We start from the raw sequence: 25,676 nt of genomic DNA, 5'->3' as shown, positions 1-25,676 counted from the left end.
TAAAAGGGATCTATCATGGCGCTGCGCAGCTTTTCCGATTACCGGGTACTGATCGTGCCGGGCTTGCATAACAGCGGTCCAGAGCACTGGCAGAGTCGCTGGCAGCGCCTGTATCCGCAATTCGAGCGGGTCGAGCAGGACGACTGGAACGAACCCGATCTGGCTACTTGGTCGGCACGCCTGGACCAGGTGCGGCGGCAAGATGCGCGCCCGACCCTGATCGTCGCCCACAGTTTCGGCTGTTTGACGACGGCACACAGCCTGGCCCGCGACCCGCACGGCGTGGCCGGCGTGCTGCTGGTGGGGCCGGCCGATCCGGACAAGTTTGGCGTGGCGAAAGCCTTGCCGCAAAAGCGATTGCCTTGCCCCGGCATATTGATCGCCAGCCAGACGGACCCGTGGATGACGGCCGAGCACGCGGCGCAGTGGGCGCGGCGCTGGAATTGCAAGTATATTGATGGCGGTGCGCTGGGCCATATCAACGCCGAGTCGCGCCTTGGTGACTGGGTCTACGGCCAGGCGCAACTGCAAACACTGTTTGATCTGGCGCAAAGCGACAAACGCCACCGTCAGGCAGCCTGATTCGACGAACATCCCGCCACACAACTTTTCAAGGAGATCACGATGACTTTACGCCTGGGCGATGTCGCCCCTGATTTTGAACAAGACAGCTCGATCGGCACGCTCAAGTTCCACGAGTGGGCTGGCAATTCCTGGGTGGTGCTGTTTTCCCACCCGGCGGACTTTACCCCCGTGTGCACGACGGAACTGGGCCTGACAGCCAAGCTCAAGCCGGAATTTGACAAGCGCAACGTGAAGGCCATCGCCCTGTCCGTGGATGCGGCCGAGTCGCACAAGAGCTGGATCAAGGATATCGAAGAGACGCAAAACACCGTGGTTGGCTTCCCCATCATCGCCGACGTCGACAAGAAAGTGTCGGTGCTGTACGACATGATCCACCCGGAGCAATCCGTCACGGCCACCGTGCGTTCCGTCTTCATCATCGACCCGAACAAGAAAGTGCGGCTGATCCTCACGTATCCGCTGAGCACGGGCCGCAACTTCAATGAAATCCTGCGCGTCCTCGATGCCCTGCAGCTGACGGACGGCTACACGGTAGCCACGCCCGGCAACTGGAAAGATGGCGACGACGTCATCATTCCCCTGACCGTGCAAGACCCGGACGTGATCAAGCAGAAGTATCCGAAGGGCTTTACGGCCGCCAAGCCATATTTACGCCTCACGCCGCAGCCAAACAAATAAAAGTTTCAATTCCAACAAAAACGCACCTCGCCGGTGCGTTTTTTTTCGCCCGCAGATTCCGCAAGCAAGTATGCGAAATCCATCTAAGCAAATGAGAAATGGTTAGTTCTTTTTATAACGATTGCATGTGAATATTGCACTCTATAACTCAAAAATGTAATAAGAAGGAGTTTTTCTATGTCTGCAGCATCAGCATCAGCAGCGCCGGTCAAGGCGCGCGGAGCGCCGTTTCGGGTCATGCCGGGGTTTAAGCTGTCACTGGGCTTCACGCTCTTTTACCTGGCCTTGATCGTTCTCATTCCGCTCTCGTCGGTGTTCCTGAAAACCTTCACCATGACGTGGGACGCCTTCTTCAGCGCCGTCACGTCCGATCGCGTAATGGCATCGTACCGGCTGACATTTGGCGCTTCGCTGATCGCCGCCCTGCTGAACGTGGTGTTTGGCGGCATCCTGGCCTGGGTGCTGGTGCGCTATAAATTCCCTGGCAAGCGCATCATCGATGCGCTGGTCGACTTGCCGTTCGCCTTGCCGACGGCCGTGGCCGGCATCACCCTGACGGCCCTGTACTCGTCGAACGGCTGGTTCGGCCAGTTCATCGAAGGCGTGCTGGGCATCAAGGTGGCGTTCACGCCGCTGGGCGTGGTGGTGGCGCTGACCTTCATCGGCTTGCCCTTCGTCGTGCGCACCGTGCAACCGGTGCTGGAAGACGCGGAAAAGGAACTGGAAGAGGCGGCCGCCAGCCTGGGCGCCAATTCGCTGCAAACGTTTACCCGCGTCATCTTCCCCACGATTCTGCCGTCGCTGCTGACGGGCTTTGCGCTGGCCTTTGCCCGCGCCACGGGCGAGTACGGCTCCGTGATCTTTATCGCCGGCAATATGCCGATGGTGTCGGAAATTACACCACTGTTCATTATTACCAAGCTGGAACAATACGATTACGCGGGCGCCACGGCCATTGCCGTGGTGATGCTGGTGGCGTCCTTCCTGCTGCTGTTGACAATTAACCTGCTGCAAGCATGGACGCGCGGAAAGGCGAAGAAATCATGAGTACCAATGTCTCTGCGGTTGCGAATGTGGAAGATGCGCTGCCAAAAGCGCGCCGTTTCGAACCGAATGTCGGTCCCGTCGTGCTGGAACCATTGTGGGTACGCACCGTCCTGATCACCATCGCCTTGCTGTTTTTGACGGCTTTCCTGATCGTGCCCCTGGTGGCCGTGTTTGCCGAAGCGTTCAAGAAGGGCTGGGAAGCGTATATCGCCGCCATCATCGATCCGGATGCGATTTCGGCCATCAAGCTGACCCTGATCACGGCGGTCATCGCCGTGCCGCTGAACCTAGTGTTCGGCGTGGCCGCCTCGTGGTGTATCGCCAAGTTTGAATTCCGCGGCAAGAGCATCCTGCTGACCCTGATCGACTTGCCGTTCTCCGTCTCGCCCGTGATTTCCGGCCTGATCTACGTGCTGATGTTTGGCGCCCAGGGCTGGTTCGGTCCCTGGCTGCAGGCGCACGACATCAAGATTTTGTTTGCCGTGCCCGGCATTGTGCTGGCCACCATTTTTATTACTTTTCCGTTCGTGGCGCGCGAACTGATACCGCTGATGCAGTCGCAAGGCAGCGAAGAGGAAGAGGCGGCACTCGTGCTGGGCGCGTCGGGCTGGAATACTTTCCGCAGAGTGACCTTGCCAAACATCAAGTGGGGTTTGCTGTATGGCGTGATCCTGTGCAATGCGCGCGCCATGGGCGAGTTCGGCGCCGTGTCCGTGGTCTCCGGCCATATCCGCGGCGAAACGAACACCATGCCGCTGCAAGTGGAGATTTTGTACAACGAGTACAACTTCGCCGCCGCGTTTGCCGTCGCCTCCCTGCTGGCCTTGCTGGCCCTGGTGACCCTGGCCTTGAAAGCCTTTATTGAGTGGCGTTTGAACGAGAGCGACGCCGACGATTCCGCCTTACGTTCCACGGAGCACTGATATGACCATCGCAGTTAAAAACATCCACAAGCGTTTCGGCGATTTCGTCGCCCTCGACAATATCTCGCTGGACTTTCCCGCCGGCGAACTGACAGCCCTGCTGGGTCCGTCCGGTTGCGGTAAAACAACCTTGCTGCGCATCATCGCTGGCCTGGAGCATCCGGACAGCGGGCAGGTGCTGCTGGACGCGGAAGACGCGTCGAACCGCCACGTGCGCGAGCGGCAAGTCGGTTTCGTGTTCCAGCATTACGCGCTGTTCAAGCACATGACGGTGTTTGAAAACGTGGCGTTTGGCTTGCGCGTGAAGTCGCGCAGCGAGCGCCCGTCGGAAGACCAGATCCGCCGCAAGGTGAAAGATTTGCTGGAACTGGTGCAGCTGGACTGGCTGGCCGACCGTTATCCGCCGCAATTGTCGGGTGGACAACGCCAGCGTATCGCCCTGGCGCGCGCCTTGGCTGTCGAGCCGCGCGTGCTGCTGCTGGACGAACCGTTCGGCGCGCTCGACGCCAAGGTGCGCAAGGAATTGCGCCGCTGGCTGCGCCGCCTGCACGACGACTTGCACGTCACCAGCATTTTCGTCACGCATGACCAGGAAGAGGCGCTGGAAGTGGCGGATCAAGTCGTGCTGATGAACAAGGGCACCGTCGAGCAACTCGGTTCCCCGGAACAAGTTTACAACCACCCGGCTTCGCCCTTCGTGTACGGCTTCCTGGGTAACGTCAACCTGTTCCACGGCCGTGTGCATGACGGCGTGATGGCGACGGGCGACGCCAGCTTCGAGGTGCCCGATTACGCGGGCGTGAGCGACAGCAAGGGCACGGCCTATGTGCGTCCGCACGACCTGGAAATCGACCGTTACACGCAGGGGGCCGAAGGCATTGTGGTCAAGCTGAGCCGCGCCCATGCGATCGGCCCGCTGGCCCAGCTGGACTTGCAGCGCGTCGATAACAGCGAACTGATCGAAGCGGTGATGTCGAACGAGCGCTTCACCCATCTGCAACTGAAGGAGGGCGAGACCTTGGTTGTCCGCCCGAAACGCCTGCATGTGTTCGTCGAACCAACAAGAACCTAAAAGGCTGGAATCAATATGAACTTTCAACAACTGCGCTCGATCCGCGAAGCGGCCCGCCGCGGCTACAACCTGACGGAAGTGGCGAACGCCTTGTTCACGTCGCAGCCGGGCGTGAGCCGGCAGATACGCGAACTGGAAGACGAGCTGGGCGTGGTTATCTTCGAGCGCAACGGCAAGCGATTGACGGGCTTGACGGAGCCGGGCAAGGGCATCCTGAAAATCGTCGACCGCCTCTTGATCGAGGCGGAAAACCTGCAGCAGGCCAGCCTGGAATACAGCGGCCAGACCAGCGGCACCCTGTCCGTGGCGGCCACGCACACGCAGGCGCGCTATGCGCTGCCGAAAGTGGTGCAGGGTTTTCGCGCCGCCTTCCCCGACGTGCGTATTGCGCTACAACAAAGCGCGCCCGAACATATCGCGGAATGGGTACTGTCAGGCAAGACCGATATCGGCATCGCCACGGAAGGCTTGAGCCAGTTCCCCGACCTGGTGTCGTTCCCGTGCTACCGCTGGAGCCATCTGATCGTCGTGCCGGACGGCCATCCGCTGCTCGAACATTCCCCCATCCGCCTGGAAGACCTGGCGAAATACCCGTTGATTACCTACGACAAGGGTTTCACGGGCCGCGGCCATATTGACGACGCGTTCGCCAAGGCGGGCGTGGCCACCGATATTATTTTGACGGCCATGGATTCCGACGTCATCAAACAATACGTGGCGCTGGGCATGGGTGTGGGCATCGTGGCATCGATGGCCTTCGACCATGGCCGTGACAAGGGCTTGCGGGCGGTGGAAGCGTCGCATTTGTTCGCCACCAACACGACGCGCCTGGCCGTGCGCCGTGGCGCCTACCTGCGCGCCTACGCCTACGAGTTCATCCTGCAACTGGCGCCGGACCTGACGCGCGAAGACATCGACCGTGCCATGGCGGGAGAGGAAGCGCTCTAGGCGATGGCTGCCCGCTGCGCGCGCGTCAGGCTGGCCACGGCGCGCGCGTAGCTATCTTGCACCAGTTCCGCAAGGTAATCGGCAGGGAAGCGCGCCACGTCGACGATGGTGACCCAGTGAAAGCGGCCCATGTAGCGGGCCGGTTTGATGCCCGGCATGTCCGTCAATTCAATAAAGCGTTCCGCGCTGACTCTCAGGCTGAAGCGCCACTGCTCCGGTGCGCTGGTCTTGAAATAGGCAAACTTCTTGCCGCTCACTGCAACCACGAGGATGTTCGACGGCGCACCGTACAGCACGGCTTGCGCGCCCGGCAGCGCCGCGCAAAATTCCTTCAGTTCATCTGTTGTCATTCGTCAACCGCCATGAATTGTTGCGTGTTGTGGTCGAAGGCATAGGCTGACCCTGCAGGCGAGTCCAGCAGGCGGATGAAGCGGTCATCCACGCTGAGCACGGCACCCAGCGAGACAAGGGCCACGTTGGCGCTGTCGTTGATATAGTCGTCGCTCTCGTCGTTGGCCGTGAAGCGCCAGCCGCTGTCGTCGCCGTTGTCCGGTTCCTCGCGGTACAGATAGCCGACGGGCGCGCCATCTTCCAGCACGCGTTTTGTGACGAAGCACAGGCCCGCGTAGCGGTTAACGAGGTTATCGTCATCGTCGTGCTGCGTATTGATGATGTGGCGCGCCGCGAAGGCGATGGGGTCTTTGGCGTGCAAATCGGCGATGTAGCCGGGCATGTTGTCTAGCTTGCCGGTGAAGTGCCCATGCGGCTCTATCGTATCCACCAGCACCCACATGCGCTCGGCGACCGGCGCTTGCGGATCGTCGCTGTGGAAGGCGAAGATCAGCTTCACCACATCGCCGGGGCGTACCTGGGCGATGGCCTCGGGCGGTGATTTATAGAAGGTGTAGGGATGGCGCGCTGCCAGTTCGGCGGCGTCGGCCAGGTGCCAGCTGGGCATGGTTATCCGTCGTCAGAGTGGGGGAATGTCCATGGTAGCCGATTGCTTGCCAGGATGGCCACCCGTACGCCAGGGCCTTATTTGATAGGCTGGAATAAAAACGGGAGGCAGATGCCTCCCGTGCTGCGTTGGTATTGCCAGCTATTACCAGCTATAACCCGCCTTGGCGTAGTAATAGCGGCCGTTGAAGCCGTTCGGCGCGAAGATGCTGTAAGGCTGGGTGCCGTTGACGCTCAGGTTGCCATTGCTGGTCACTTGCGCCGGGTAGCGGTTGGTGACGTTGTCGATGCCGGCCACCAGGCGCCAGTTCTTGCCCAGTTTCACGGAACCGGACACGTCCAGCACCCATTGCGGGTCATACGTCTGGTCCAGCTTGACGTCGTTTTGCGGCACGGTGAAGCTGCCGTAGCGGGTCACGACGCCGTGCGCATTCCAGATGCCGAAGCCGTAGTCGGCGGCCAGGCTGAACTTGTCTTTCGGCGACGCCACCGTGATGCGGTCGATGCTCTGGCGGTCGATCAGTTTCAGGTTGTTGGCCGTCAGGATGGCCGGATTGTCGGCGATTTTCCGTACCGTGCTCTTATTATGGTTGTACGCCACGGTGAGGTCCAGGCGGTCCTTGTCCTGCAGGTCGATGCGGTAGGTGCTGACGATGTCCACGCCTTCCGTGCGCGTGTCGACGGCGTTGGTGAAGTAGCGACCCGAACCCACCGGCGTGCCTTGGGCGGCCAGGATGTTCTTCAAAGCATTGCTGAGTATCAGATTGGCCGAGAACAGGATGCGGTTGTCGATGTCGATGCGGTAGGCGTCCACTGTCGTCGTGAAGTTGCGGCTGGGCTGGAATTGCAGGCCCAGGCTATAGTTGCGGGCCTTTTCCGGTTTCAGGTCCTGTGCACCCAGGGCGCGCGCCTGTGGTGTGTTGACGGCGAAGGTGCCCGTCTCGATCGGTGTGTTGACGCCGTTGACGACCTGGAAGTTGGTGGTGGTGATGGTGTAGTACTGCTGCGCCAGCGATGGCGCGCGGAAGCCGCTCGACACGGTGCCGCGCAGGGACAGTGCATCGGTGAATGAGTAACGGGCCGAACCCTTGGCCGAAGTGGTGCTGCCGAAATCGCTGTAGCGTTCATGGCGCAGGGCCACGCCACCGGACAGGTTTTTCGTCGCTTCCGCTTCCAGGTTCACATAGATCGACTCGTTGTGGCGCGAATGGCTGCCTGCGTTGGCAGGACGGAAGCCGGCAAAGCCTTGCGAGCCGCCACCCGTGTACGACGCTTCGTCCCCTGCACCGATGCTGTACTTCTCATGGCGCGCTTCCGCACCGACGGCTACAGTCAGCGGTCCCGTAAAGTAAGACACGGGAAATTCGCGCGCCGCGTCCAGGTTGAATACCGTCTGTTCGTTTTTCAGTGAACCGGCATAGAAGTGCGTGGGGCTGTTTGCGCCCAGCGACTGGTTGACCGTGTTGTCCAGGTCCAGTTCGAACTTGTTGCTGCCGTAATTGATGCTGGCATCCCAGCGCCAGCCGGCCGCTTCACCGCGCAGGCCAGTGACGATGGACTGGTCCGTCAAGGTGCTGTTTTGCAGCGGCAAGAAGCCTTCCGGGAAGAGCGGCGTGCGCTGGACGAACAGCTTCGAATTATTCGGGTCCGTGATCAGCGCCGTGCGCCAGGTGGCGGCGGCCGACGTGTCGCGCTTGCCGTAGTTGCCGAAGGCGTACCAGTCCACATTGTCATTGATGTGGTATTCGCTGTTGAGGAAAATCGTCGCCGGCTTGCTTTCCGGGTCGCCATAGCGCTGGTTGACCTTGCCGTAGCGCGGCTCCAGCGGATTGCGGAAATCGGCGCCAGCGCGGTTGGTCGGGTCGCGTTCGGCCACTTCGGCCGAGACGCGCACCCAGCCGTCGTTGCCCAGGGCGAAGCCGGCCGAGCCCTTGATGGATTTCTGCTTGCCGTCGCGTTCCTGCGTCTGGCCATAGCCGACTTCGATATCGCCGCCGGCCGCGCCTTTTTTCAGGATGATGTTGATCACGCCGGCAATCGCGTCGGAGCCGTACTGGGCCGCCGCACCATCGCGCAGCACTTCCACGTGGTCGATGGCGGCCAGGGGAATGGCGTTCAGGTCGACGGGCGCCGAGCCGCGGCCCAGCGAACCGTTGACGTTGACGACAGCCGAGGTATAGCGGCGCTTGCCGTTCACCAGCACCAGGGTCTGGTCGGGCGACAGGCCGCGCAACTGGGCAGGACGCACGGCGTCGCTGGCGTCGGCGCCCGTGGCGCGGGCAAAGTTCAGCGATGGCAGCAGGCGCGCCAGTACGGTAGCCAGTTCGGACGAACCCGTGCTTTGCAGGTCGCGTGAAGTGAGGATGTCGATCGGCGATTCGGAGTCGATGGTGCGGCGGTTCTTGGCGAAGGTGCCGGTGACCACCACCGATTGCAATTCCCCCTCGGCCGGCAGCTCTTGCTGCGCTTGCACATGCATTGGCAGGCTGAAGCAGGCGATCAGGCTGGCGGCGAGGACGGTTTTCACGGGGAGGGCGGGAAGCTGGGAGCGGGCGGTGCTTGAACTCATCGACAATATCTCTTCGGTTAGTGGTTGCGCGGACCATGGCGGTCCGATGACGAAATCAGCTTAGCAGCGGGCGAACGGCGTGCTTACGAATTGTTCTGTCTATCGATATGCAATAAATATCTGATACTCGTCAAAATGGCGCGAGTAGTGCATATGGCCTTGTCTCCAGCATACGACCGGGCATGGCAAGGCTGCAATGCTGCGCCGCAGTAAATTACTGGCTGTTGTATAAATACGACTATCTGCGAGGAGAGTAGTTAGCCTGGCGGCGGCTTGCGCCGCCAGGCGGAGGGCGTTTACTGTCCTGGATTCGGCAGGCTGGCGTGGATGACGTCGACGGCGGCCACCAGTTCCGGCGCCAAGGTGACTTGATGCGCATCGATATTTTGCTGCAACTGCTCCACGCTGGTGGCGCCGATGATGGTGGAGGCCACGAACCATCGCGAGTAGCACCAGGCCAGCGCCAGTTGCGCCGGCGTCAAGCCGTGCGCGCGGGCCACCGCCGCGTACTGGCTGGCTGCCGCTATGGTGGCGGGGCGCACGTAGCGGGGACTCCAGCCGGCAGGGAAGCGCGTCAGGCGGCCCTTGGCCTGCGGATCGTCGAGGTATTTCGCCGTCAGTTGGCCGAACGCCAGCGGGCTGTAGGCCAGCAAGCCGACGTTCTCGCGGTGGCAGGTTTCGTCGAGCAGGCTCGTCTCGAAATGGCGCGCCGTCAGGTTGTACAGGTTCTGGATGGACGCGATGCGCGGCAAGCCTTTCAGCTCCGCCTGCTTGATGAATTCGCACACGCCCCACGACGATTCGTTCGACACGCCGATGTGGCCGATCTTGCCTTCCTCGATCAGCTTGCCCAGCACGGCCAGGGTGTCGTCGATGGCGACCGAGGCGTGTTCCTTGCGCGGGTTGTACACGCTGGCGCCGAAGATGGGCAGGTTGCGGCTGGGCCAGTGCAACTGATACAGGTCAATGTGTTCCGTCTGCAGCCGGCGCAAACTGTCTTCGACGGCGGCGCGGATGTTGAGCGCGTCATGGTCCGTCTTGCCCTTGCGTATCCAGTGCATGCGCGAGTTCGGCCCGGCCACCTTGCTGGCCAGGACGATGTCGCCGCGCCTGCCGCTTTTCTTGAGCCAGCTGCCAATGTAGCGCTCGGTGCTGCCCTGCGTCTGCGCGCTGGCCATCACCGGATACATCTCCGCCGTGTCGATGAAGTTGATGCCCCGTTCCAGCGCGTAATCGAGCTGGCTGTGCGCTTCGGCTTCCGAATTCTGTTCGCCGAAGGTCATCGTGCCCAGACAGATCCGGCTCACTTCCAGGCTGCTGGAACCCAGCTTGATCTTTTCCATGCGACGTCCTTAGCGGGCCTGCTTGCCGTGCAGCGCGCGCGCGCAGTCCTTGATCAGCGCGGGGCCCGCATAAATCAGGCCGCTGTACAGCTGCACCAGCTGCGCGCCCGATTCGAACTTGGCCAAGGCATCCTTGCCCTGCATGATGCCGCCCACGCCGATGATGGGCAAGGCGTCGCCCAGTTCCGCCTTCAGCAGGCGGATGACATTGTTCGACAGCTCGAACACGGGCGCGCCCGACAGGCCGCCTGCTTCGGCGCCATGCGGCATGCCTTCGACGGCGCTGCGCGACAGGGTCGTGTTGGTGGCGATGACGCCATCGATGCGGTGGCGCGTGAGCGATTCGGCTATGCTTTTCACCTGCTCGCCATCCATGTCCGGCGCGATTTTGAGGGCCAGCGGCACGTAGCGTTTATGCTGGTCCGCCAGGCGGGCCTGCGCTTCCTTCAGTTGCGATAGCAGGGCGTCGAGTTCGGACGCGCCCTGCAGCTGGCGCAAATTCTTGGTGTTGGGCGACGAGATGTTCACCGTCACATAGCTGGCGTAGGGGTAGACTTTTTCCAGACACAGCAGGTAGTCGTCGGCCGCCCGTTCGATGGGCGTGTCGGCGTTCTTGCCGATGTTCAGGCCCAGCACGCCGGCGCGGTTTTGGTAAAACTTCGACGCCTGCACATTCGCCACGAAGGCGTCCACGCCGCCATTGTTAAAGCCCATGCGGTTGATGATGCCCTGCGCCTGTGGCAGGCGGAACATGCGCGGTTTCGGATTGCCGGCCTGCGCGCGCGGCGTGACGGTGCCCACTTCGATGGAGCCAAAACCCAGGTCGGCCAGCGCGTCGATGTAGGCGCCATCCTTGTCCAGGCCCGCGGCCAGGCCCACCGGGTTCGGGAAGGTGATGCCCATCACCGTGCGCGGATCAAGTGCCGGTTTGCCGGCCAGCTTCGTCAGGCCCAGCGCGCTGGCGCGTTTCAGGGCGGGCAGGGTGAGATGGTGGGCCGCTTCGGCATCCATCGAAAACAGCAGCGGGCGGGCGAGGGAGTACAGGAATTTTTCGGACATGGGGCGCTTTGAGTAGGTGTGCCGGCCACCGGGAAGGGCTGGCGGCCGGCTATGTAATTGCCGGTATTTTACCGTGTTCCGCGCCGGCTCCGGTGTATAGTTGTCATTGGCCTCAAGCAACATTGAGTCCAGCCCAGACTGTTGACATCCTCTGTTTTCTTACACAATAAGCGAGACATCGATTGAAAAAGACACGCATCTTGACGGCCATCGCGGCCGCCAGCGCACTGCTGCTGAGCCACCCGGCCCTGGCCCTGCCCAATACGCAAGACACCCGCATGCTGAGCGAACCGGCCGTCTCCAGCCGCCATATCGCCTTCATCTATGCGGGCGATTTGTGGCTGTCGAACCTGGACGGCGGCGGCGCGCGGCGATTGACGTCGGACCTGGGCGACAAGTCCAACCCCGTCTTCTCGCCCGACGGCAGCCTGATCGCGTATAGCGCCAACATCGACGGCAATGTCGACGTGTATGTGATCGCGGCGGCGGGCGGCGTGCCGCGCCGCCTGACCTTCCACCCTGGTGCAGACCTGGCGCAATCGTTCACGCCCGATGGCCAGGCCGTGATGTTCACCTCGCCCCGCGCCGCCTTCAACAACCGCTTCCAGAAGTTGTTCACGGTGCCGGTGGCGGGCGGCGTGGAAACGCAGCTGGAGATTCCGAATGCATCGCGCGCCACCTATTCGCCGGACGGCAAGCGCATCGTTTACAACCCCCTGATGCCGGCCTTCAAGCAGTGGAAGCGCTACCGGGGCGGCACCAATTCCTGGCTGTGGCTATTCTCCTCCGCCGATAAATCCATCGAAAAAATCCCCCAGCCGACTACGCGCTCGAATGACGTCGACCCGATGTGGATAGGTGACAGCGTGTACTTCCGCTCCGACCGCAACGGCGAATTCAACCTGTTTGCCTACGACGTCAAGACCAAGGCCGTGCGCCAGCTGACGCAGCACACCGATTTCCCCGTGCTGAACGCCTCGGCGGCGAACGGCAAGATCGTCTACGAGCAGGCCGGCTATTTGCACGCATACGATATCGCCAGCGGCCAGGCGCACAAACTCACCATCGGCGTAGCCAGCGACCTGGGGCAGACGCGCCCCCGCTGGGTCAAGAACGCGAAATACATCCGCGATGCGTCGATTTCGCCGTCGGGCGCCCGCGTCGCCTTCGAATACCGGGGCGAGATCGTCACCATCCCCGCCGACAAGGGCGACGTGCGCAACCTGACGCAGACGGCCGGCGCCCACGAGCGCACGCCCATCTGGTCGCCCGATGGCCGCTCCGTCGCGTATTTCTCGGACGAGTCGGGCGAATATGCGCTGCATGTGCGCGCGCAGGATGGCAAGGGCGTCGTGCGCAAGTTCCCGCTCAATGGCAGCGGCTTCTATGACAACGCCGTCTGGTCGCCCGACAGCAAGAAGATCGCCTTTGCCGACAATGGCTGGAGCCTGTACGTGATCGACGTCGGCACGGGCAAGCTGCAAAAGGTCGCCACGGAACCGATGTATGGCGTGGACAAGAGCATGCGCGCCTCGTGGGCGCCCGACTCGCGCTGGCTGGCCTACACGCTCAATTCGCCCACCTACACGCGCAGCGCCTACATTTATTCCGTCGAGCAGAACAAGTCCATGCCCGTGACCGATGGCCTGTCCGACGTGGCCGAACCCGTGTTCGACAAGAGCGGCAAATACCTGTACTTCTTCGCTTCGACGAATGCGGGGCCCAGCAACAACTGGTTCTCGCAGCAGAATGAAGACAACCTCGTGACGCGCACCGTGTGGATGGCCGTGCTGCGGCGCGACTTGCCGTCGCCCCTGATCAAGGAGAGCGACGAGGAAAAGGCGGCTAGCGCGGAGAGCAAGAAAGACACGGCGAAGGCGGAGCCGGAAGCGAAGAGCGAAGCGAAGGTCGATCCGAAGACGGGCCGCGACGATCCGAAAGTGGTGGTGGCGCCCGTGGTGCCGATCAGCATCGATTTCGACGGCATCGCCACGCGCATCGTCGACTTGCCGCTGCCGGCCGCGCAGTTCTCCAGCCTGGCCGCCGGCGCTGCGGGGCAGATCTTTTTGCTGCGCGAAAGCGACGGCAAGAAGGCCGTGCAGCGTTTTGATTTAAAAGAGCGCAAGGCGGAAACCGTGGTGGCCGAAGCGGACGATTTCGAAGTCTCGGCCGACGGCAAGAAGCTGCTGTACCGCCAGAAGGACAACTGGGCCATGGGGTCCGCCACGGGCAAGCTGCTGGCGCCCGGCGAGGGCAAGATCAAGGTCGACGCCATCGAAGTAAAAGCCGATCCGCGCGCCGAGTGGACGCAGATTTTCAACGAGGTGTGGCGTATCAACCGCGACTATTTCTATGATCCGGGCATGCATGGCGTGAACTGGAAGGCCATGCGCGACAAGTACGCCGTTTTCCTGCCCGAGCTGTCGAGCCGCGCCGACCTGAATCGGTTGATCCAGTGGATGTGCAGCGAACTGGCCGTGGGCCACCACCGCGGTGGCGGTGGCGACGATTTTGTCGAGGCGAAGAAGGTGCCGGGCGGGCTTCTGGGCGCCGACTACGAGGTGAGCGACGGCCATTACCGCTTCAAGAAAGTGTATGGCGGCTTGAACTGGAATCCGGCCCTGCGCGCCCCGCTGACGGAGCCGGGCCTGAACGTCAAGGCGGGCGAATACCTGCTGGCCGTCGATAGTCGCCCTTTGTTGCCGCCCACCAACTTGTACAGCGCCTTTGAAAACACGGCCGGCAAGGCCATCGACCTGACTGTGGGGCCATCGGCCGACGGCAAGGGCGCGCGCACGATCACCGTGGTGCCCGTGCCGACCGAAGATGCCTTGCGCAACCGCGACTGGATCGAAGGCAATATGCGCAAGGTCAATGCGGCGACGGGCGGCAAGGTGGCATACGTGTACGTGCCCAATACGGCGGGCCTGGGCCACACCTACTTCAAGCGATATTTCTTCCCGCAGGCGGACAAGCAGGCCATCATCGTTGACGAGCGTTTCAATGGCGGCGGCAGCGTGGCCGATTACTACATCGAGATCCTGCAGAAGAAGGAAATCGCCTGGTGGACCATGCGCTATGGCGCCGACATGAAGACGCCGTCGGCCTCCATCCAGGGGCCGCGCGCGATGCTGATCGACGAGACGGCCGGCTCGGGCGGCGACCTGCTGCCGTGGATGTTCCGCAAAAACAACATGGGTCCGCTGATCGGCAAGGCCACCTGGGGCGGCCTGGTGGGCGTGCTGGGCTTCCCCGTGCTGATGGATGGCGGCTTCATCACGGCGCCGAACCTGGCGTTCTGGACGCGCGAGAATGGCTGGGGCGTGGAAAACGAAGGCGTGCCGCCCGATATCGAAGTCGAGCAAACGCCGGCCGACGTCATCGCCGGCCGCGATCCGCAGCTGGAAAAGGTGATTGAAGTGATCCAGGCCGAACTGGCAAAGAATCCACCCGTACAGCCCAAGCGTCCCGCGTTTCCGGACAAGAGCAAATAAAGGGGATTAATAAGCAAAAGGGGCGCAAGCCCCTTTTTTTTTACAGGATCACCCACTGCCCCTTGATGCGCGCTTCCAGCGGCTTGAAGTTGATCTTATACGCCATCTTCGGGCTTTGCGCGATCCAGTAGCCCAGGTAGATATACGGCAGGCCCAGTTCGCGCGCCTGGGCGATTTGCCACAGCACGTTGTAGGTGCCGTACGAGGCGCCCGGCACGTCCGGATCAAAAAAAGTGTAGACGGACGACAGGCCATCGGCCAGTACGTCGATGATGCTGACCATGCGCAGGGTGCCTTCGGCATCGCGAAATTCCACCAGGCGCGTGTTGACCCGGCTTTGCAGCAGGAATTGCGCGTACTGGTCGCGGCTGTCCTGGTCCATGCCGCCGCCCGCGTGGCGCGTGCTCTGGTAGCGCAGATACAGCGCGTAATGCTCGTCAAGGAAGGACAGGGTGGCCACGCCCGCTTGCAGGTCGGCGTGCCGGCTCCAGGCGCGGCGCTGGTTACGGTTGGGCGTGAAGGATTGCGCCACCACGCGCACGGGAATGCAGGCCTGGCAGCCATCGCAATACGGGCGGTAGGTGAAAATGCCGCTGCGGCGAAAGCCGTTGCGCACCAGTTCCGAATACACGTCGCTGTTGATCAAGTGTGAAGGCGTGGCTACCTGCGAGCGCGCCTGGCGGTCGTCCAGATAGCTGCACGGGTAGGGGGCCGTCGTATAGAACTGCAGGGTGGCAAACGGTAGTTCGTTCAGGTGCGTCATGCTGATCCTGTCTGGTCTGGCCGCGGCAATGGATGTCTGCGTGCAGATATCATAGCTTTTTTACGCGGGCGGCGCAGCATGCCAGTCGGTGATTTGCGCTGTTTCAATGGCGACGCGGACGTGGGCCAGGAAGCGCGCGCGTGAAATGGGCGCTGCGCCCAGCGAAGCCAGGTGTTTTGTTTCTTGCTGGCAGTCAATCATGGCCACGCCGCGCGCCTTCAAAAAGCGCACCAGCTGCGCCAGCGCGATCTTCGAACCATCCGAGACGCGCGCGAACATCGATTCGCCATAGAACATGCGCCCGATCGACACGCCATACGCACCGCCCACCAGTTCCCCGTCCAGCCACAGTTCCGACGAATGCGCGTAGCCCAGCTTGTGCAAGCCCGTGTAGCCGGCGATGATCTCGTCCGAGATCCAGGTGCCCGGGCCATCCTTGCGCGGCGCAGCGCAGGCGCGCATCACCGCTTCGAAATCGCCGTCGAAGCGCAGCTGCCAGCGCCCGTCCGTGGTGGCGCTGCGCTCGATCTTGCGCAGCGTCTTGGCCAGGCTGTCGGAGACTTTGAAGTCCTCCGTCATCAGCACCATGCGCGGATCGGTGCTCCACCACAGGATGGGCTGGCCTTCGGAAAACCACGGGAAGATGCCGTGTTTGTAGGCATCGAGCAGGCGCGCGGGTGACAGGTCGGCGCCGGCTGCCAGCAGGCCGGGCGCTTCGTCCGTCAGGGCGCGCGAGACGTCGGGAAAGGGTGTGTGGATATCGAGCCAGGGAATCATGCGGCGTCACAAAGGTAGCAGTTGGCGGAGGCTTACTCGGGGGCTTACTCTGCATCCTTGTGCGCCATCGGGCGCGTGATGTCGCCCGTATGGACGCCGTAGCTGCCGCCTTCGCGGATTTTCACGCGGTCGGCAAAGAACAGTTCCAGCGTGGCGCGGATGGTGGGGAAGGCCAAGTCATCCCAGGGGATCTGCGCTTCCGTAAACAGCTGCACCTCCAGGCTTTCGATGCCCGGCGCGAAATCGAGGTCGCGCAAACGCGCCAGGTAGAACAGGTGGACCTGGTGCACGCGCTGTACGTTCAGCAGCGAAAACAGGGGGCCCAGTTCGATATTGGCGCCCGCTTCTTCCACCGTTTCACGCTCGGCCGCGTCCGACGTGGTCTCGTCGTTTTCCATGAAGCCGGCCGGCAGGGTCCAGTAGCCCAGGCGCGGCTCGATGGCCCGCTTGCACAGCAAGACCTGCAACTGCCCATCCTCTTCCCAGACGGGGATGGAGCCGACCACCATTTTCGGGTTCTGGTAATGGATGGCGTCGCAGTTGGCGCAGACATAGCGCGGACGGTTGTCGCCTTCCGGGATGGACAGGCTGACAGGATGGGCGCATTCGGAGCAGAATTTCATGGGCGGGCTTCGGAAAATGGGTGTCTAGTGTAACGCTTACTGTACACCGATTGCGTGCGCCGTGGCGTGACAGGCGGACACAATGCCAACCGGCAATGGGCCGCACTTTTTAATGCACTTTTTAATTCAATGGATCTATTGCGGTCGAAGTTGAGATAGTTATTGCCTAAGCCACCCGTTTGCCCTTATAATTCGAGTGCGGGGTGGAGCAGTCTGGCAGCTCGTCGGGCTCATAACCCGAAGGTCACAGGTTCAAATCCTGTCCCCGCAACCAATACCTGAAAGCCGCTGACTCTTGAAAAAGATCAGCGGCTTTTTCCATTGCTGCCTAAATCTACTCAACGGCAAACTCCGGAAGACGAGGCAGGAATGAGATTGTCAATTCATGCCTTTACGCTCCGCAACAATCTGGTATATAATTCGTCTGCGGGGTGGAGCAGTCTGGCAGCTCGTCGGGCTCATAACCCGAAGGTCACAGGTTCAAATCCTGTCCCCGCAACCATTTCGAAGCCGTTGATTCCTCGCAAGAGGGTCAGCGGTTTTTTCGTTTACGGGGCGATGTCTCCTGCCACCTGGCGCGCATACACCACCAGCCGCAAGTGGCGGTCCGCATCGATGGTCAGCGAGGTGTGCTCATAGGCGACCTGCTCGCCGTCGATTTCCAGGCGGCGCACGCCGGCGCAGGGCGCATGCACGTCGTGACGGCGCCACCACAGCTTGAACTCGGGCGACACTTTTTCCAGTTCTTCCACCAGCGCGTGGATATCGGCTTCCTGCGTGGCGCGCGCGTAGTCGCGGCGAAAGCTCGACAGCATCAGCGGCGCCTGCTCTTCCCAGCCGGCGAAGCGTGAGCGCAGCAGGGGATCGGTAAACAACAGCCACAGCAGATTGCGGCGCGCGGCAGCATGCACGCCGAAGCCGAACAGGGCGTCCGCTGCCCCGTTGAACGCCAGCACGTCCCAGCGCAAGTTGAGCACATAGGCCGGATGCGCCAGTTCGTGCATCAATCGGCGCACCGGCGGCGGCACCACGCAATACGTCTTGCCCTCTTCGGCTGGCGGACGCGCATGGGCCAGCAGGAACAGGTGGCGCCGTTCGCCCCCGTCCAGTTTCAGCACTTCGGCCAGCTTGTCAAGAAAGGCGCTGGAGACGCCGATGTCGCGCCCCTGTTCCAGCCAGGTGTACCAGGTCAGCCCCACGCCGGCCAGCGCCGCCACTTCTTCGCGGCGCAGTCCCGGCGTCCTGCGCCGCCCGCCGCCGGGCAGGCCCACGTCCTCGGGCGACAGGCGCGCGCGCCGCGCCTGCAGGTAGGCGGCCAGTTCGTGGCGGGTGCGGGCCAAAGTGCGCATGGTGCTGTCTTTCCTGTGAGCCTGTTGCTATCAGTAATAGCATAAACAGTTAAATTGTAATTGTTTATATTGTATTCCAGAATGCGTTCTTTCTTCCCGAAAGCTTACCCATGTCTGACTATTCTTCTTCCAGTGCCGCAGCGCCTGCCGCCACCGCGTTGCCTGCCACCGTCTACCTGATCGCCGTGGGCGCGTTCGCGCTGGGCATGGCGTCGTATGTGACGGCGGGCTTGATGCCGATGATCGCCAGTGCATTTTCTGTCTCCCTGGCGATGGCCGCGCAATTGGTGACGGCGTTTACTTTGGCTTATGGCCTCGGCTCGCCCCTGGCCGTGGCCTTGCTACCGGCGCGCGCGCAGCGTGCCGGCCTGTTGACCGCCCTGGCCGTGTTCGTGCTGGCGAACGGGGCCAGCGCGCTGGCGCCCGGTTTGGGCAGTTTGCTGGCATGGCGCGCCATCGCCGGCATCGGGGCCGGTGTCTATCTGGCGCTGGGCATCGCGGCGGCGGCCGGCGTGTCGGCGCAGCAGCAGCGGGGCAAGGCCATCGGCGTGATCATGGGCGGCATGGCTGGCGGCACGGTGCTGGGCGTGCCATTGAGCCTGTTGCTGGCGCAGCAGCTGGGCTGGACGGCGGCCCTGTGGCTGGTCGCCCTCCTCGGTGCGCTGGCGCTGGCGGGCTTGCTGTGGAAGCTGCCCGCCCTACCAGCATCGGCCGCACCGGCCATGTCGCTGCGCCGCAAGCTGGCCATCTTGCTGGTGTCCTTGCTGGCGGCAATTGCCAGCCTGGGCATGTACACGTTTATCGCGCCGCTGCTGGCATGGTCCGCGCAGGGCGCAGCGATTTCCGCCACGCCCTTCCTGTGGGCGTGGGGCGTGGGCGGCATCGCGGGCAGCGTATTGGTCGGACCATGGGCGGACAAGGTGGCGGCGCCGAAACTGACCTTGTTTCTCTTGTTGTTGCTGGCGATGGCCTTGTGCGCGCTGCCGCTGGCTGCCGGCTGGTCGGCGTGGCTGATGCTGGCGCCGATCGCGCTGTGGGGTGCGGCTGGCTGGGCCCTGCAAGTGCCGCAGAACCAGCAGTTGCTGGCCGTGCGCGCACGGCAGGGCGACGGCAACCTGGCCATCGCCCTCAACGAATCGGCGCTGTACCTGGGCAGCGCCATCGGCGCCGCCATGGGCGGCCTGCTGCTGGCCCATGTGGCTGCTGGCGGCCAGCGCCGCCTTTGTCGCCGCCGCAGCGTTGCTGTTGCAGTTGCCTGCCGCGCGGCGCGCCTAGGTCCTAGGCTTTCTTCGCCAACTGCATGCCCACGGGCAGGGCGCGGATGCGCTTGCCCGTGGCGGCGAAGATGGCGTTGCACAGGGCCGGCGCGATGGGCGGCGTGGCCGGCTCGCCCACGCCGCCCAGTTCCATGTCCAGGGTACCGGGCACCAGGTGCGTGTGGATGACGTGCGGCGCATCGGCGGCCCGCAGCACGGCATAGTCGTGGAAATTGCTTTGCTCGACCCTGCCATTTTTAAAACTGATTTCGCCGCTCATGGCCAGGGACAGGCCCATGATGCAAGCGCCTTCGATTTGCGAGCGCACGCGGTCCGGGTTGATCTGCGGTCCGCAATCCATGGCGATATCGACCCTGGGCACGATGACTTCACCGGCCGCGTTGATCTCCACCTCGATCACGGCCGCCACATAAGTGACAAAGCTGTAGGACACGGCCAGGCCCAATCCCCGGCCCTTGGGCAGCTTGCGGCCCCAGCCCGCCTTGGCTGTCGCCAGCTCGATCACGTGGCGCATGCGGCCGATGTCGACCGGATACTTCGCCGGGTCTTCGCCATAGTTCCAGCCATCCGACAGGTCGGCCGGGTTGATCTTGCGCGCAGGGCCCAGCAGTGCCAGCAGGTAGTCGCGATGATCTTTTTTCGCCGCATGCGCCAGTTCGGCAGTGAACGACTGGATGGCAAACGCGTGCGGGATGTTCGAGACTGAACGGAACCAGCCGATACGCGTGTGGGCCGGCACTTCCGGCACTTCGACGCGGATGTTCGCAATCGCATACGGTACGTTGATGGCCGACATGCCCAGCTCGAACGGCGCCTGCTTGTTCGCGCCGGCGGCAAAGGTCGAGGTGATGGTGGGCGCGGCCGTGCGGTGCAGCCAGGCCGTCGGCATGCCTTTCGCGTCGAGCGACGCTTCCAGCCGTTCGACGGACACCGTGTGCAGGTAGTCGTGCTGCAGGTCGTCGTCGCGCGTCCACGTCAGCTTGACGGGCGCGCCATCCATGGCTTTCGACAGCAGCGCCGCCTCGACGGCGAAATCGGGCTTCGATTTGCGCCCGAAGCCGCCGCCGAGCAGGGTCACGTGGACGGTCACGTCGTCGTACGCCAGACCCAGAGCCTTGGCCACGTTGCTGCGCGTCGCTTGCGGCGCCTGCACGCAGGCCCACACTTCGGCCTTGCCGTCGGCGATGCGCACGGTGGCGGCGGGCGGTTCCATGGTGGCGTGGGCCAGGTGGGGCAGATAATACTCAGCACTGAATTTGCGCGCGGCGGGAGCGGCGGCCAGGGTGGCCACCGTCTTGCCCTGGTCGCGCGCCGGGTTGGCCGGCTGGCGCACGGCCGCTTCCAGCGTCTTGCGGAAAGCCTTCGAATCGTAGCCCCCGTTCGGGCCATCTTCCCATTCCAGCACCAGCGCTTCGCGGCCCTTGATGGCGGCCCAGGTGTTGCTGGCGATGACGGCCACGCCGCCCAGCGGATTGAACATGGCCGGCGGCGGACTGCCCGCCAGTTCGACGATGCGCAGCACGCCGGGCACCTTCAGGGCCGCCGTCTTGTCCACGCTTTTCAGCTTGCCGCCAAACACGGGCGGCCTGGCGATGACGGCATACGCCATGCCGTCGAGGCGCGTGTCGATGCCGAAGTGGGTGTTGCCGGTGACGATGTCATGCAGGTCGATGCCGCGCGTGCTGGTTTGCCCGATGTAGCGCAGCTCACCGGCAGTTTTCAGGCTGATGCGCGCGCGCGGCGGCACCGGCAGTTTGGCCGCTTCCAAGGCCAGGGCGCCGAACGACAGCGAGCGCCCGCTGGACGTGTGCACGACCGCATGGTTGACGGCTTTCACTTCCGTCACGGGCACGTCCCAGCGCACGGCGGCCGCCGTTTCCAGCATCAAACGCGCCGTGGCGCCCACGTGGCGCATGGCGCGAAACGAGTGGCGCATGCTGCGCGAGCCGTCCGTATCCTGGCTGCCGTAGCGCGCTTCGTCGGCGGGCGCCTGCTGCACGCGCACCTGCGCCCAGTCGGCGCCCAGTTCGTCGGCCGCCACCATGGGCAGGCTGGTGCGGATGCCCTGGCCCATTTCGGAGCGGTGCGCCACGATGGTGACGATGCCGTCGGCGTTGATCGACAGGAATACGAGGGTGTCGTCGACCACGCCGCCGGCCATCTTGTCGCCGCCGTATTTGACGGCGTCGGCCGCCATCACCAGGCCGGAAGGGCCGGCCACCAGGCTCAAACCGGCCAGCGCGCCGGCGGCCTTGAGCCAGTTGCGCCGCGCAGGCGAAGTGGGGGAGGGGGCGGGGATGTTTTCAAGGATGCTCATTTGGCAGCTCCTTTCGCGTTGATGCTGGTCGCGGCCTGCCTGATGGCCGCGTGGATGCGTGTGTAGGTGCCGCAGCGGCAGATATTGCCGCTCATCGCTTCGCGGATCTGCCGGTCGTTCGGCGCCGGCGTCTTGTGCAGCAGGGCCGTGGCCGACATGATCTGGCCAGCCTGGCAATAGCCGCATTGTGGCACGCCGTGTTCTTGCCAGGCTTGCTGTAGCGCAAGGCCTACCTTGTCTTCGCCCACCGCTTCGATGGTGGTGATTTTCTTGCCGGCGGCGGCCGATACGGGCGTCACGCAGGAGCGGATGGCGTCGCCATCGAGGTGCACGGTGCAGGCGCCGCACAGGGCCATGCCGCAGCCGAATTTGGTGCCGGTCATGCCCAGCTCGTCGCGCAAGGCCCACAGCAGGGGCGTGTCTTCAGGCAGTGCAAGGTCGTGCCGCTTGCCATTGATGGTCAGGGTCGTCATGTTTATTCCTCGGAGTAGGATGGTACGGGGAAGCGTGACGGCCATCCGTCGCAGGGATTAGCTCATCAGTGGCAGATGGTAGCACCAGCCGCCATGTGTTGCAGGGCATGGCAGCCGATGGCGGCAGGCCAGCACATGTCTGCGCAAGTTCTTCTATACTGCGGCTCCTGGTATTGGGAGTTTTCCATGACACACATCACACTGGCGCAAGGCTTGCCCGACCTCCTGGCTCCCGGCTTGCAAGTGGTTTTTTGCGGCCTCAATCCCGGTGTGGACGCGGCGGCGGCCGGCCACCATTTTCTCGGCCGCGGCAACCGTTTCTGGCCCGTATTGCACCTGGCCGGCTTCACGCCGCATTTGGTGGCGCCGCAAGACGATGCCAGCGTGCTCGATTTTGGGCTGGGTTTGACGGCGGCCGTCGGGCGCCCGACAAACCGCGCGGATCAGGTAGGGGCGGAGGAATTCGCGCAGGCGGCGGCGGGCCTGCTGCACAAACTGGCATGTGCGCAGCCGCAGTGGATCGCCTTCCTTGGCAAGGCCGCCTATGCGGCGATGACGGGAAAACGTCAGGTGGACTGGGGCGAACAACCCGAACGCTTCGGCGGCGCGCGCGTGTGGATACTGCCCAATCCGAGCGGACTCAATCGCGGCTATTCAAAGGAGAGGCTGGTCGACGCCTATGCGGAACTGAGGCGCGCGCTCAGCTGACGTCCAGACGCGAGCGGCTATCCGTGGCTCAGCGATGTACCTCCAGCTGTGCATACACGGCGTCGGCGATCTTGCCCAACTCGGCTTTCGGCAGCCTGGCCGAGAGGGCGTAGCCCATCTGGCCATCGATCCAGTAAAACACGCCCAGGTCCTTTTCCTGCGTGTAGCGGAATGCCGTTTCCTGTCTGCCTGCCCGTTCCTTGGCCACGTACAGGGTCAGGCGCTTGCCAGTGCCCTCTTCGTACATGAACTGTGCCACGGGGCCATCGCCATCGCCGGGCAGCAGCCGTCCGCCGATCAGGTGATAGCCGAGCGGCGACAGCACGGGTGGCTGCAATGTGCTGCCCAGGCGTTTCGACAGCCATTGCACCAGGTGGGCCTCTTGTTCGACCCCCACTTCCACGGGGTGGCGCACTTCGGGCGTGTAGACGGCATGGGCGATGGCGGCACTGCGCGCCAGGGCCAGGGGGCTGGCGCTGGCAGCCCGCATATCGCCGGCGTCGCCGCGCAGCAGCCAGCCGCCCATGCCGCCGGCGAACACCAGCACGACGGCCGCTGCTGCCTGCATGGCGGGGCGGTACCAGCCATGGTTGGCGGCCAGCGGGGCCGCCGCCTGCAGCAGCGCAGGCGGCACGGCTTCCTGCTGCAGCGGATCGAACAGGGCGCGCAATTGCCGGTTTTGCTCGCGCCAGGCAGCGACCCTGGCAGCGTCTTGCGGATGCGCGCGCAGGTAGGCATCGATGGCCGCGCGCTGCTCTTCCGGCAAGACGTCGTCGGCTAGGGCATGCAATTGCGCTTCGCTGATGGCTGGCATTGTCATTTCACGACTTTCAGGGTGGGAGGGCCGCTGCCCTGGCTGCCGGCAGGGCTGCCATCGAGCAGGGTGCGCAGTTTGTCGCGCCCCCGTGACAGGCGCGACATCACGGTGCCGACGGGGATATCCAGCGTGGCCGCCACCTGCTCGTACGGCATTTGTTCGAGCGCGACAAGCAGGATCACTTCGCGCTGCCCCAGCGGCAGGCTGGCCAGCGCCGCATCCATTTCGCCGATGGCGATGGCTTGCCCCGGCGCGCGCTCCGGGGCGGGCAGCACGGCGTCGTCGTCCAGCTCCTGCAGTGCCAGGCCGGGGCGGCGCAGCTGATCCACGTGCAGGTTGTGCATGATGGAGAACAGCCAGGGCCGCATTTCGCTGCCCCGCTGCCATTGATCCAGCCTGCGCCAAGCCCGCTCCACGGTGTCCTGCACCATGTCATCCGCATGCAGTCCGCCCACCAGCGCGCGCGCATAGCGGCGCAGGCCGGGCAGGCAGGCTTGCAGCTGGCGGCTGTCCTCTGGCGTGGTCATCGTCGGGGCGGGAAGGGCTGCTTACGGCTTGACGATGTGCCACACGTTCTTGAAATTGTCGCCGGCCACGTCGCCCGGCTTCTTGTCTTCCTTGTACAGGTACAGGGGCTTGCCCTTGTAGGTCAGCTGCATGGCGCCGTTGTCTTCGCGCTTGATGCTGCCATACGGGGCGGCGGGCGCCGCGTCGGTGGCGATGACGGCGGGCCAGGCGACCAGGCAGCCGCCGCTGCAGGCGCTCTTGCCGCTGTCGGCGACATCCTTGTCGAACACATATACGGTCATGCCGCTGGCGTTGACCAGCATGCCGTTGGCGGGCATGACGTCGGCGGCGAAGGCCAGCGGGGCGGATAACAGGGTGGCGAGGGTAGCGATAGCGGTAAAGCGCATGATGGTCTCCTTGAGGTTTTGAGGGCTTGCAAGGGATAGACGTTGGCCGTCCGCCGTTTATTCCCGCTCTGGCGAATTATTTTTTTCCGGCGCATGCAGGCTGGCCCACAGGTGGGCGGCGGCCATGGTGCGGTGCGGCGCATACTGGCGCAGCCACTGCTCCGTGCGCGCCAGGTCAGGTTTCGTGTCTTCGCCCAGCAGCTTTTGCAGGGCGGCGCGGATGGCCACGTCGCCATGCAGCGAGCAGTCGGCGTAACCGTAGCCGCGCAACAGCGCGTAGTTGACGGTCCAGGGGCCGATGCCCTTTACGGCCAGCAGCGCCTGCGAAATGGCCGCCACGTCGCCGGAGGGAGGCAGCTCCAGCGACAATGCGCCCTCGTCGACTAGGCGCGCCAGGCGCAGTACGGTTTCCGCCTTGGCGCGCGAGAATTTACGGCTGGTCAAGTCCTCGACAGCCAGGCGTGCCACGTCGCGCGCCTCCGGGTAGCACCACAAACCGCTGCCGTGCTGGCGCCCCGCCTGCAAGATAAAGGTGCGGCGCAGCGAAATGGCGAACGACAGGTTGATCTGCTGTCCGATGATGGCCCAGGTCAGCGCCTCGAAGGGACTGGCCGATTGCACGATGCGCAAGCCCGGATTGACGCGGATCAAAGGCGCCAGCAACGGGTCGTTGGCGGCTAGGTACGCGAATGGCTGCGGGTCGATGCGCAGGCCGAGGATGTTCAGCAGGGCGCCGTGCAGGCGCGTTTGAAGATCGGCGACGGGATTGTCATTGTCGTCGATCTCGGCGCGGCAGATGGCCGCAGCGTCCGTGAAGGCCACGTCCAGCACGACAGTCACGCCGGCAAGCAGGATGCCCTTGCGCAAGCCTGCCGCGGTGACCTGTTCCGCCACGCCTTCCACATCGCGGCTGTGGAAGGCGATGACGTCGTCGCGGCGGTAGCCGGCGGGCAGGGGGAGAGTCCAGTGCAGCAGGGTCATGG

23 protein-coding genes, 2 tRNA genes and 1 pseudogene are annotated in these 25,676 nt (G+C 63.5%); 11 read left to right on the top strand and 15 right to left on the bottom strand.

Features of this window, described 5'->3' with window-relative positions; genetic code table 11:
• Positions 1-15: 15 nt before the first annotated feature.
• From ACQ4W0_RS06640 to ACQ4W0_RS06615, 6 genes are all read left to right on the top strand, one after another.
• Positions 16-582 carry an RBBP9/YdeN family alpha/beta hydrolase gene (locus ACQ4W0_RS06640; RefSeq protein ID WP_436576035.1) on the top strand — a complete coding sequence of 189 codons (567 nt, stop codon included), beginning with the start codon at positions 16-18 and terminating at the stop codon, positions 580-582.
• Positions 583-624: 42 nt separating this feature from the next.
• Positions 625-1,263 (top strand): peroxiredoxin, encoded by a 639-nt coding sequence (locus tag ACQ4W0_RS06635; RefSeq protein WP_436576034.1) that lies wholly within the window; start codon positions 625-627, stop codon positions 1,261-1,263.
• Positions 1,264-1,500: 237 nt separating this feature from the next.
• A complete protein-coding gene (gene cysT / locus ACQ4W0_RS06630) occupies positions 1,501-2,310 on the top strand; it encodes a sulfate ABC transporter permease subunit CysT (RefSeq protein ID WP_436576033.1) in 810 nt (269 codons plus the stop codon).
• Positions 2,307-3,233 carry a sulfate ABC transporter permease subunit CysW gene (gene cysW, locus ACQ4W0_RS06625; protein ID WP_436576032.1) on the top strand — a complete coding sequence of 309 codons (927 nt, stop codon included), beginning with the start codon at positions 2,307-2,309 and terminating at the stop codon, positions 3,231-3,233. The genes cysT and cysW overlap by 4 nt, the downstream gene beginning before the upstream one ends.
• 1 nt (position 3,234) lies before the next feature.
• Positions 3,235-4,305, top strand: coding sequence for a sulfate/molybdate ABC transporter ATP-binding protein (locus ACQ4W0_RS06620; RefSeq protein WP_034747519.1), 1,071 nt, complete (start codon positions 3,235-3,237; stop codon positions 4,303-4,305).
• A 15-nt stretch (positions 4,306-4,320) separates the two neighbouring features.
• Positions 4,321-5,253, top strand: coding sequence for a CysB family HTH-type transcriptional regulator (locus ACQ4W0_RS06615; RefSeq protein ID WP_436576031.1), 933 nt, complete (start codon positions 4,321-4,323; stop codon positions 5,251-5,253).
• Here ACQ4W0_RS06615 and ACQ4W0_RS06610 read toward each other — a convergent pair.
• The 5 genes from ACQ4W0_RS06610 to ACQ4W0_RS06590 all read right to left on the bottom strand — a co-directional run bounded on the left by ACQ4W0_RS06610 (position 5,250) and on the right by ACQ4W0_RS06590 (position 11,181).
• Positions 5,250-5,603 (bottom strand): MmcQ/YjbR family DNA-binding protein, encoded by a 354-nt coding sequence (locus tag ACQ4W0_RS06610; RefSeq protein WP_436576030.1) that lies wholly within the window; start codon positions 5,601-5,603, stop codon positions 5,250-5,252. The two genes, ACQ4W0_RS06615 and ACQ4W0_RS06610, sit on opposite strands and share 4 nt — an antisense overlap.
• Positions 5,600-6,211, bottom strand: coding sequence for an immunity protein Imm33 domain-containing protein (locus ACQ4W0_RS06605; protein ID WP_436576029.1), 612 nt, complete (start codon positions 6,209-6,211; stop codon positions 5,600-5,602). The genes ACQ4W0_RS06610 and ACQ4W0_RS06605 overlap by 4 nt, the downstream gene beginning before the upstream one ends.
• Positions 6,212-6,355: 144 nt before the next feature.
• Positions 6,356-8,779: a TonB-dependent receptor plug domain-containing protein gene (locus ACQ4W0_RS06600; RefSeq protein WP_436576028.1), complete on the bottom strand. Its 2,424-nt coding sequence runs from the start codon at positions 8,777-8,779 to the stop codon at positions 6,356-6,358.
• 296 nt (positions 8,780-9,075) lie between these two features.
• Positions 9,076-10,122 (bottom strand): aldo/keto reductase, encoded by a 1,047-nt coding sequence (locus ACQ4W0_RS06595; RefSeq protein WP_436576027.1) that lies wholly within the window; start codon positions 10,120-10,122, stop codon positions 9,076-9,078.
• 9 nt (positions 10,123-10,131) lie between these two features.
• Positions 10,132-11,181, bottom strand: a complete 1,050-nt coding sequence (locus ACQ4W0_RS06590) for a quinone-dependent dihydroorotate dehydrogenase (protein WP_436576026.1) — start codon at positions 11,179-11,181, stop codon at positions 10,132-10,134.
• 182 nt (positions 11,182-11,363) lie between these two features.
• Between ACQ4W0_RS06590 and ACQ4W0_RS06585 the strand changes: the two genes are divergently transcribed.
• Positions 11,364-14,675 carry a S41 family peptidase gene (locus tag ACQ4W0_RS06585; protein ID WP_436576025.1) on the top strand — a complete coding sequence of 1,104 codons (3,312 nt, stop codon included), beginning with the start codon at positions 11,364-11,366 and terminating at the stop codon, positions 14,673-14,675.
• Positions 14,676-14,715: 40 nt separating this feature from the next.
• Here the strand turns inward: ACQ4W0_RS06585 and ACQ4W0_RS06580 are convergent, their stop codons facing one another.
• Genes ACQ4W0_RS06580 through ACQ4W0_RS06570 form a run of 3 tightly spaced genes read right to left on the bottom strand, consistent with a single transcriptional unit; the run spans position 14,716 to position 16,838 of the window.
• Positions 14,716-15,438 (bottom strand): arginyltransferase, encoded by a 723-nt coding sequence (locus ACQ4W0_RS06580; protein WP_436576024.1) that lies wholly within the window; start codon positions 15,436-15,438, stop codon positions 14,716-14,718.
• A 60-nt stretch (positions 15,439-15,498) separates the two neighbouring features.
• Positions 15,499-16,215: a leucyl/phenylalanyl-tRNA--protein transferase gene (gene aat / locus ACQ4W0_RS06575; RefSeq protein WP_436576023.1), complete on the bottom strand. Its 717-nt coding sequence runs from the start codon at positions 16,213-16,215 to the stop codon at positions 15,499-15,501.
• A gap of 44 nt (positions 16,216-16,259) precedes the next feature.
• Entirely contained in the window at positions 16,260-16,838 is a 579-nt protein-coding gene (locus ACQ4W0_RS06570) for an NUDIX hydrolase (protein ID WP_436576022.1), read from the bottom strand.
• Positions 16,839-17,035: 197 nt separating this feature from the next.
• On the opposite strand from ACQ4W0_RS06570, the gene ACQ4W0_RS06565 reads away from it, so the two are divergent.
• Positions 17,036-17,112, top strand: a tRNA-Met gene (locus ACQ4W0_RS06565).
• A gap of 151 nt (positions 17,113-17,263) precedes the next feature.
• A tRNA-Met gene (locus ACQ4W0_RS06560) sits at positions 17,264-17,340 on the top strand.
• Positions 17,341-17,386: 46 nt separating this feature from the next.
• Here the strand turns inward: ACQ4W0_RS06560 and ACQ4W0_RS06555 are convergent.
• Positions 17,387-18,187: a helix-turn-helix transcriptional regulator gene (locus ACQ4W0_RS06555; protein WP_436576021.1), complete on the bottom strand. Its 801-nt coding sequence runs from the start codon at positions 18,185-18,187 to the stop codon at positions 17,387-17,389.
• A gap of 110 nt (positions 18,188-18,297) precedes the next feature.
• Between ACQ4W0_RS06555 and ACQ4W0_RS06550 the strand changes: the two are divergent.
• Positions 18,298-19,296: pseudogene (locus ACQ4W0_RS06550) on the top strand (MFS transporter); the annotation flags it as partial.
• Between the two features lie 169 nt (positions 19,297-19,465).
• Here the strand turns inward: ACQ4W0_RS06550 and ACQ4W0_RS06545 are convergent.
• The gene (locus ACQ4W0_RS06545) at positions 19,466-21,781 is read right to left on the bottom strand and encodes a xanthine dehydrogenase family protein molybdopterin-binding subunit (RefSeq protein ID WP_436576020.1); all 2,316 of its coding nucleotides are present in this window, start codon (positions 21,779-21,781) and stop codon (positions 19,466-19,468) included.
• Positions 21,778-22,254, bottom strand: coding sequence for a (2Fe-2S)-binding protein (locus tag ACQ4W0_RS06540; RefSeq protein ID WP_436576019.1), 477 nt, complete (start codon positions 22,252-22,254; stop codon positions 21,778-21,780). The genes ACQ4W0_RS06545 and ACQ4W0_RS06540 overlap by 4 nt, the downstream gene beginning before the upstream one ends.
• A 186-nt stretch (positions 22,255-22,440) precedes the next feature.
• Between ACQ4W0_RS06540 and mug the strand changes: the two genes are divergently transcribed.
• On the top strand, positions 22,441-22,962 hold the full coding sequence (mug, locus tag ACQ4W0_RS06535; protein ID WP_436576018.1) for a G/U mismatch-specific DNA glycosylase: 522 nt from the start codon (positions 22,441-22,443) through the stop codon (positions 22,960-22,962).
• A gap of 28 nt (positions 22,963-22,990) precedes the next feature.
• Here mug and ACQ4W0_RS06530 read toward each other — a convergent pair whose 3' ends face one another.
• The 4 genes from ACQ4W0_RS06530 to ACQ4W0_RS06515 are packed head-to-tail and all read right to left on the bottom strand — an operon-like array spanning position 22,991 to position 25,674.
• The gene (locus ACQ4W0_RS06530) at positions 22,991-23,782 is read right to left on the bottom strand and encodes an anti-sigma factor family protein (RefSeq protein WP_436576017.1); all 792 of its coding nucleotides are present in this window, start codon (positions 23,780-23,782) and stop codon (positions 22,991-22,993) included.
• Positions 23,779-24,306, bottom strand: coding sequence for an RNA polymerase sigma factor (locus tag ACQ4W0_RS06525; RefSeq protein WP_436576016.1), 528 nt, complete (start codon positions 24,304-24,306; stop codon positions 23,779-23,781). The genes ACQ4W0_RS06530 and ACQ4W0_RS06525 overlap by 4 nt, the downstream gene beginning before the upstream one ends.
• 21 nt (positions 24,307-24,327) lie before the next feature.
• Complete coding sequence (locus ACQ4W0_RS06520) at positions 24,328-24,693, bottom strand: COG4315 family predicted lipoprotein (protein WP_436576015.1); 366 nt, start codon at positions 24,691-24,693, stop codon at positions 24,328-24,330.
• Between the two features lie 57 nt (positions 24,694-24,750).
• Positions 24,751-25,674 (bottom strand): DNA-3-methyladenine glycosylase 2, encoded by a 924-nt coding sequence (locus ACQ4W0_RS06515; RefSeq protein ID WP_436576014.1) that lies wholly within the window; start codon positions 25,672-25,674, stop codon positions 24,751-24,753.
• Positions 25,675-25,676 lie beyond the last annotated feature (2 nt).

It is taken from the genome of Janthinobacterium breve, assembly GCF_051380895.1.
Classification (GTDB): domain Bacteria; phylum Pseudomonadota; class Gammaproteobacteria; order Burkholderiales; family Burkholderiaceae_D; genus Janthinobacterium.
Note: the sequence above shows the minus strand (reverse complement) of the source record. Positions and strands in the feature narration are given on the sequence as shown.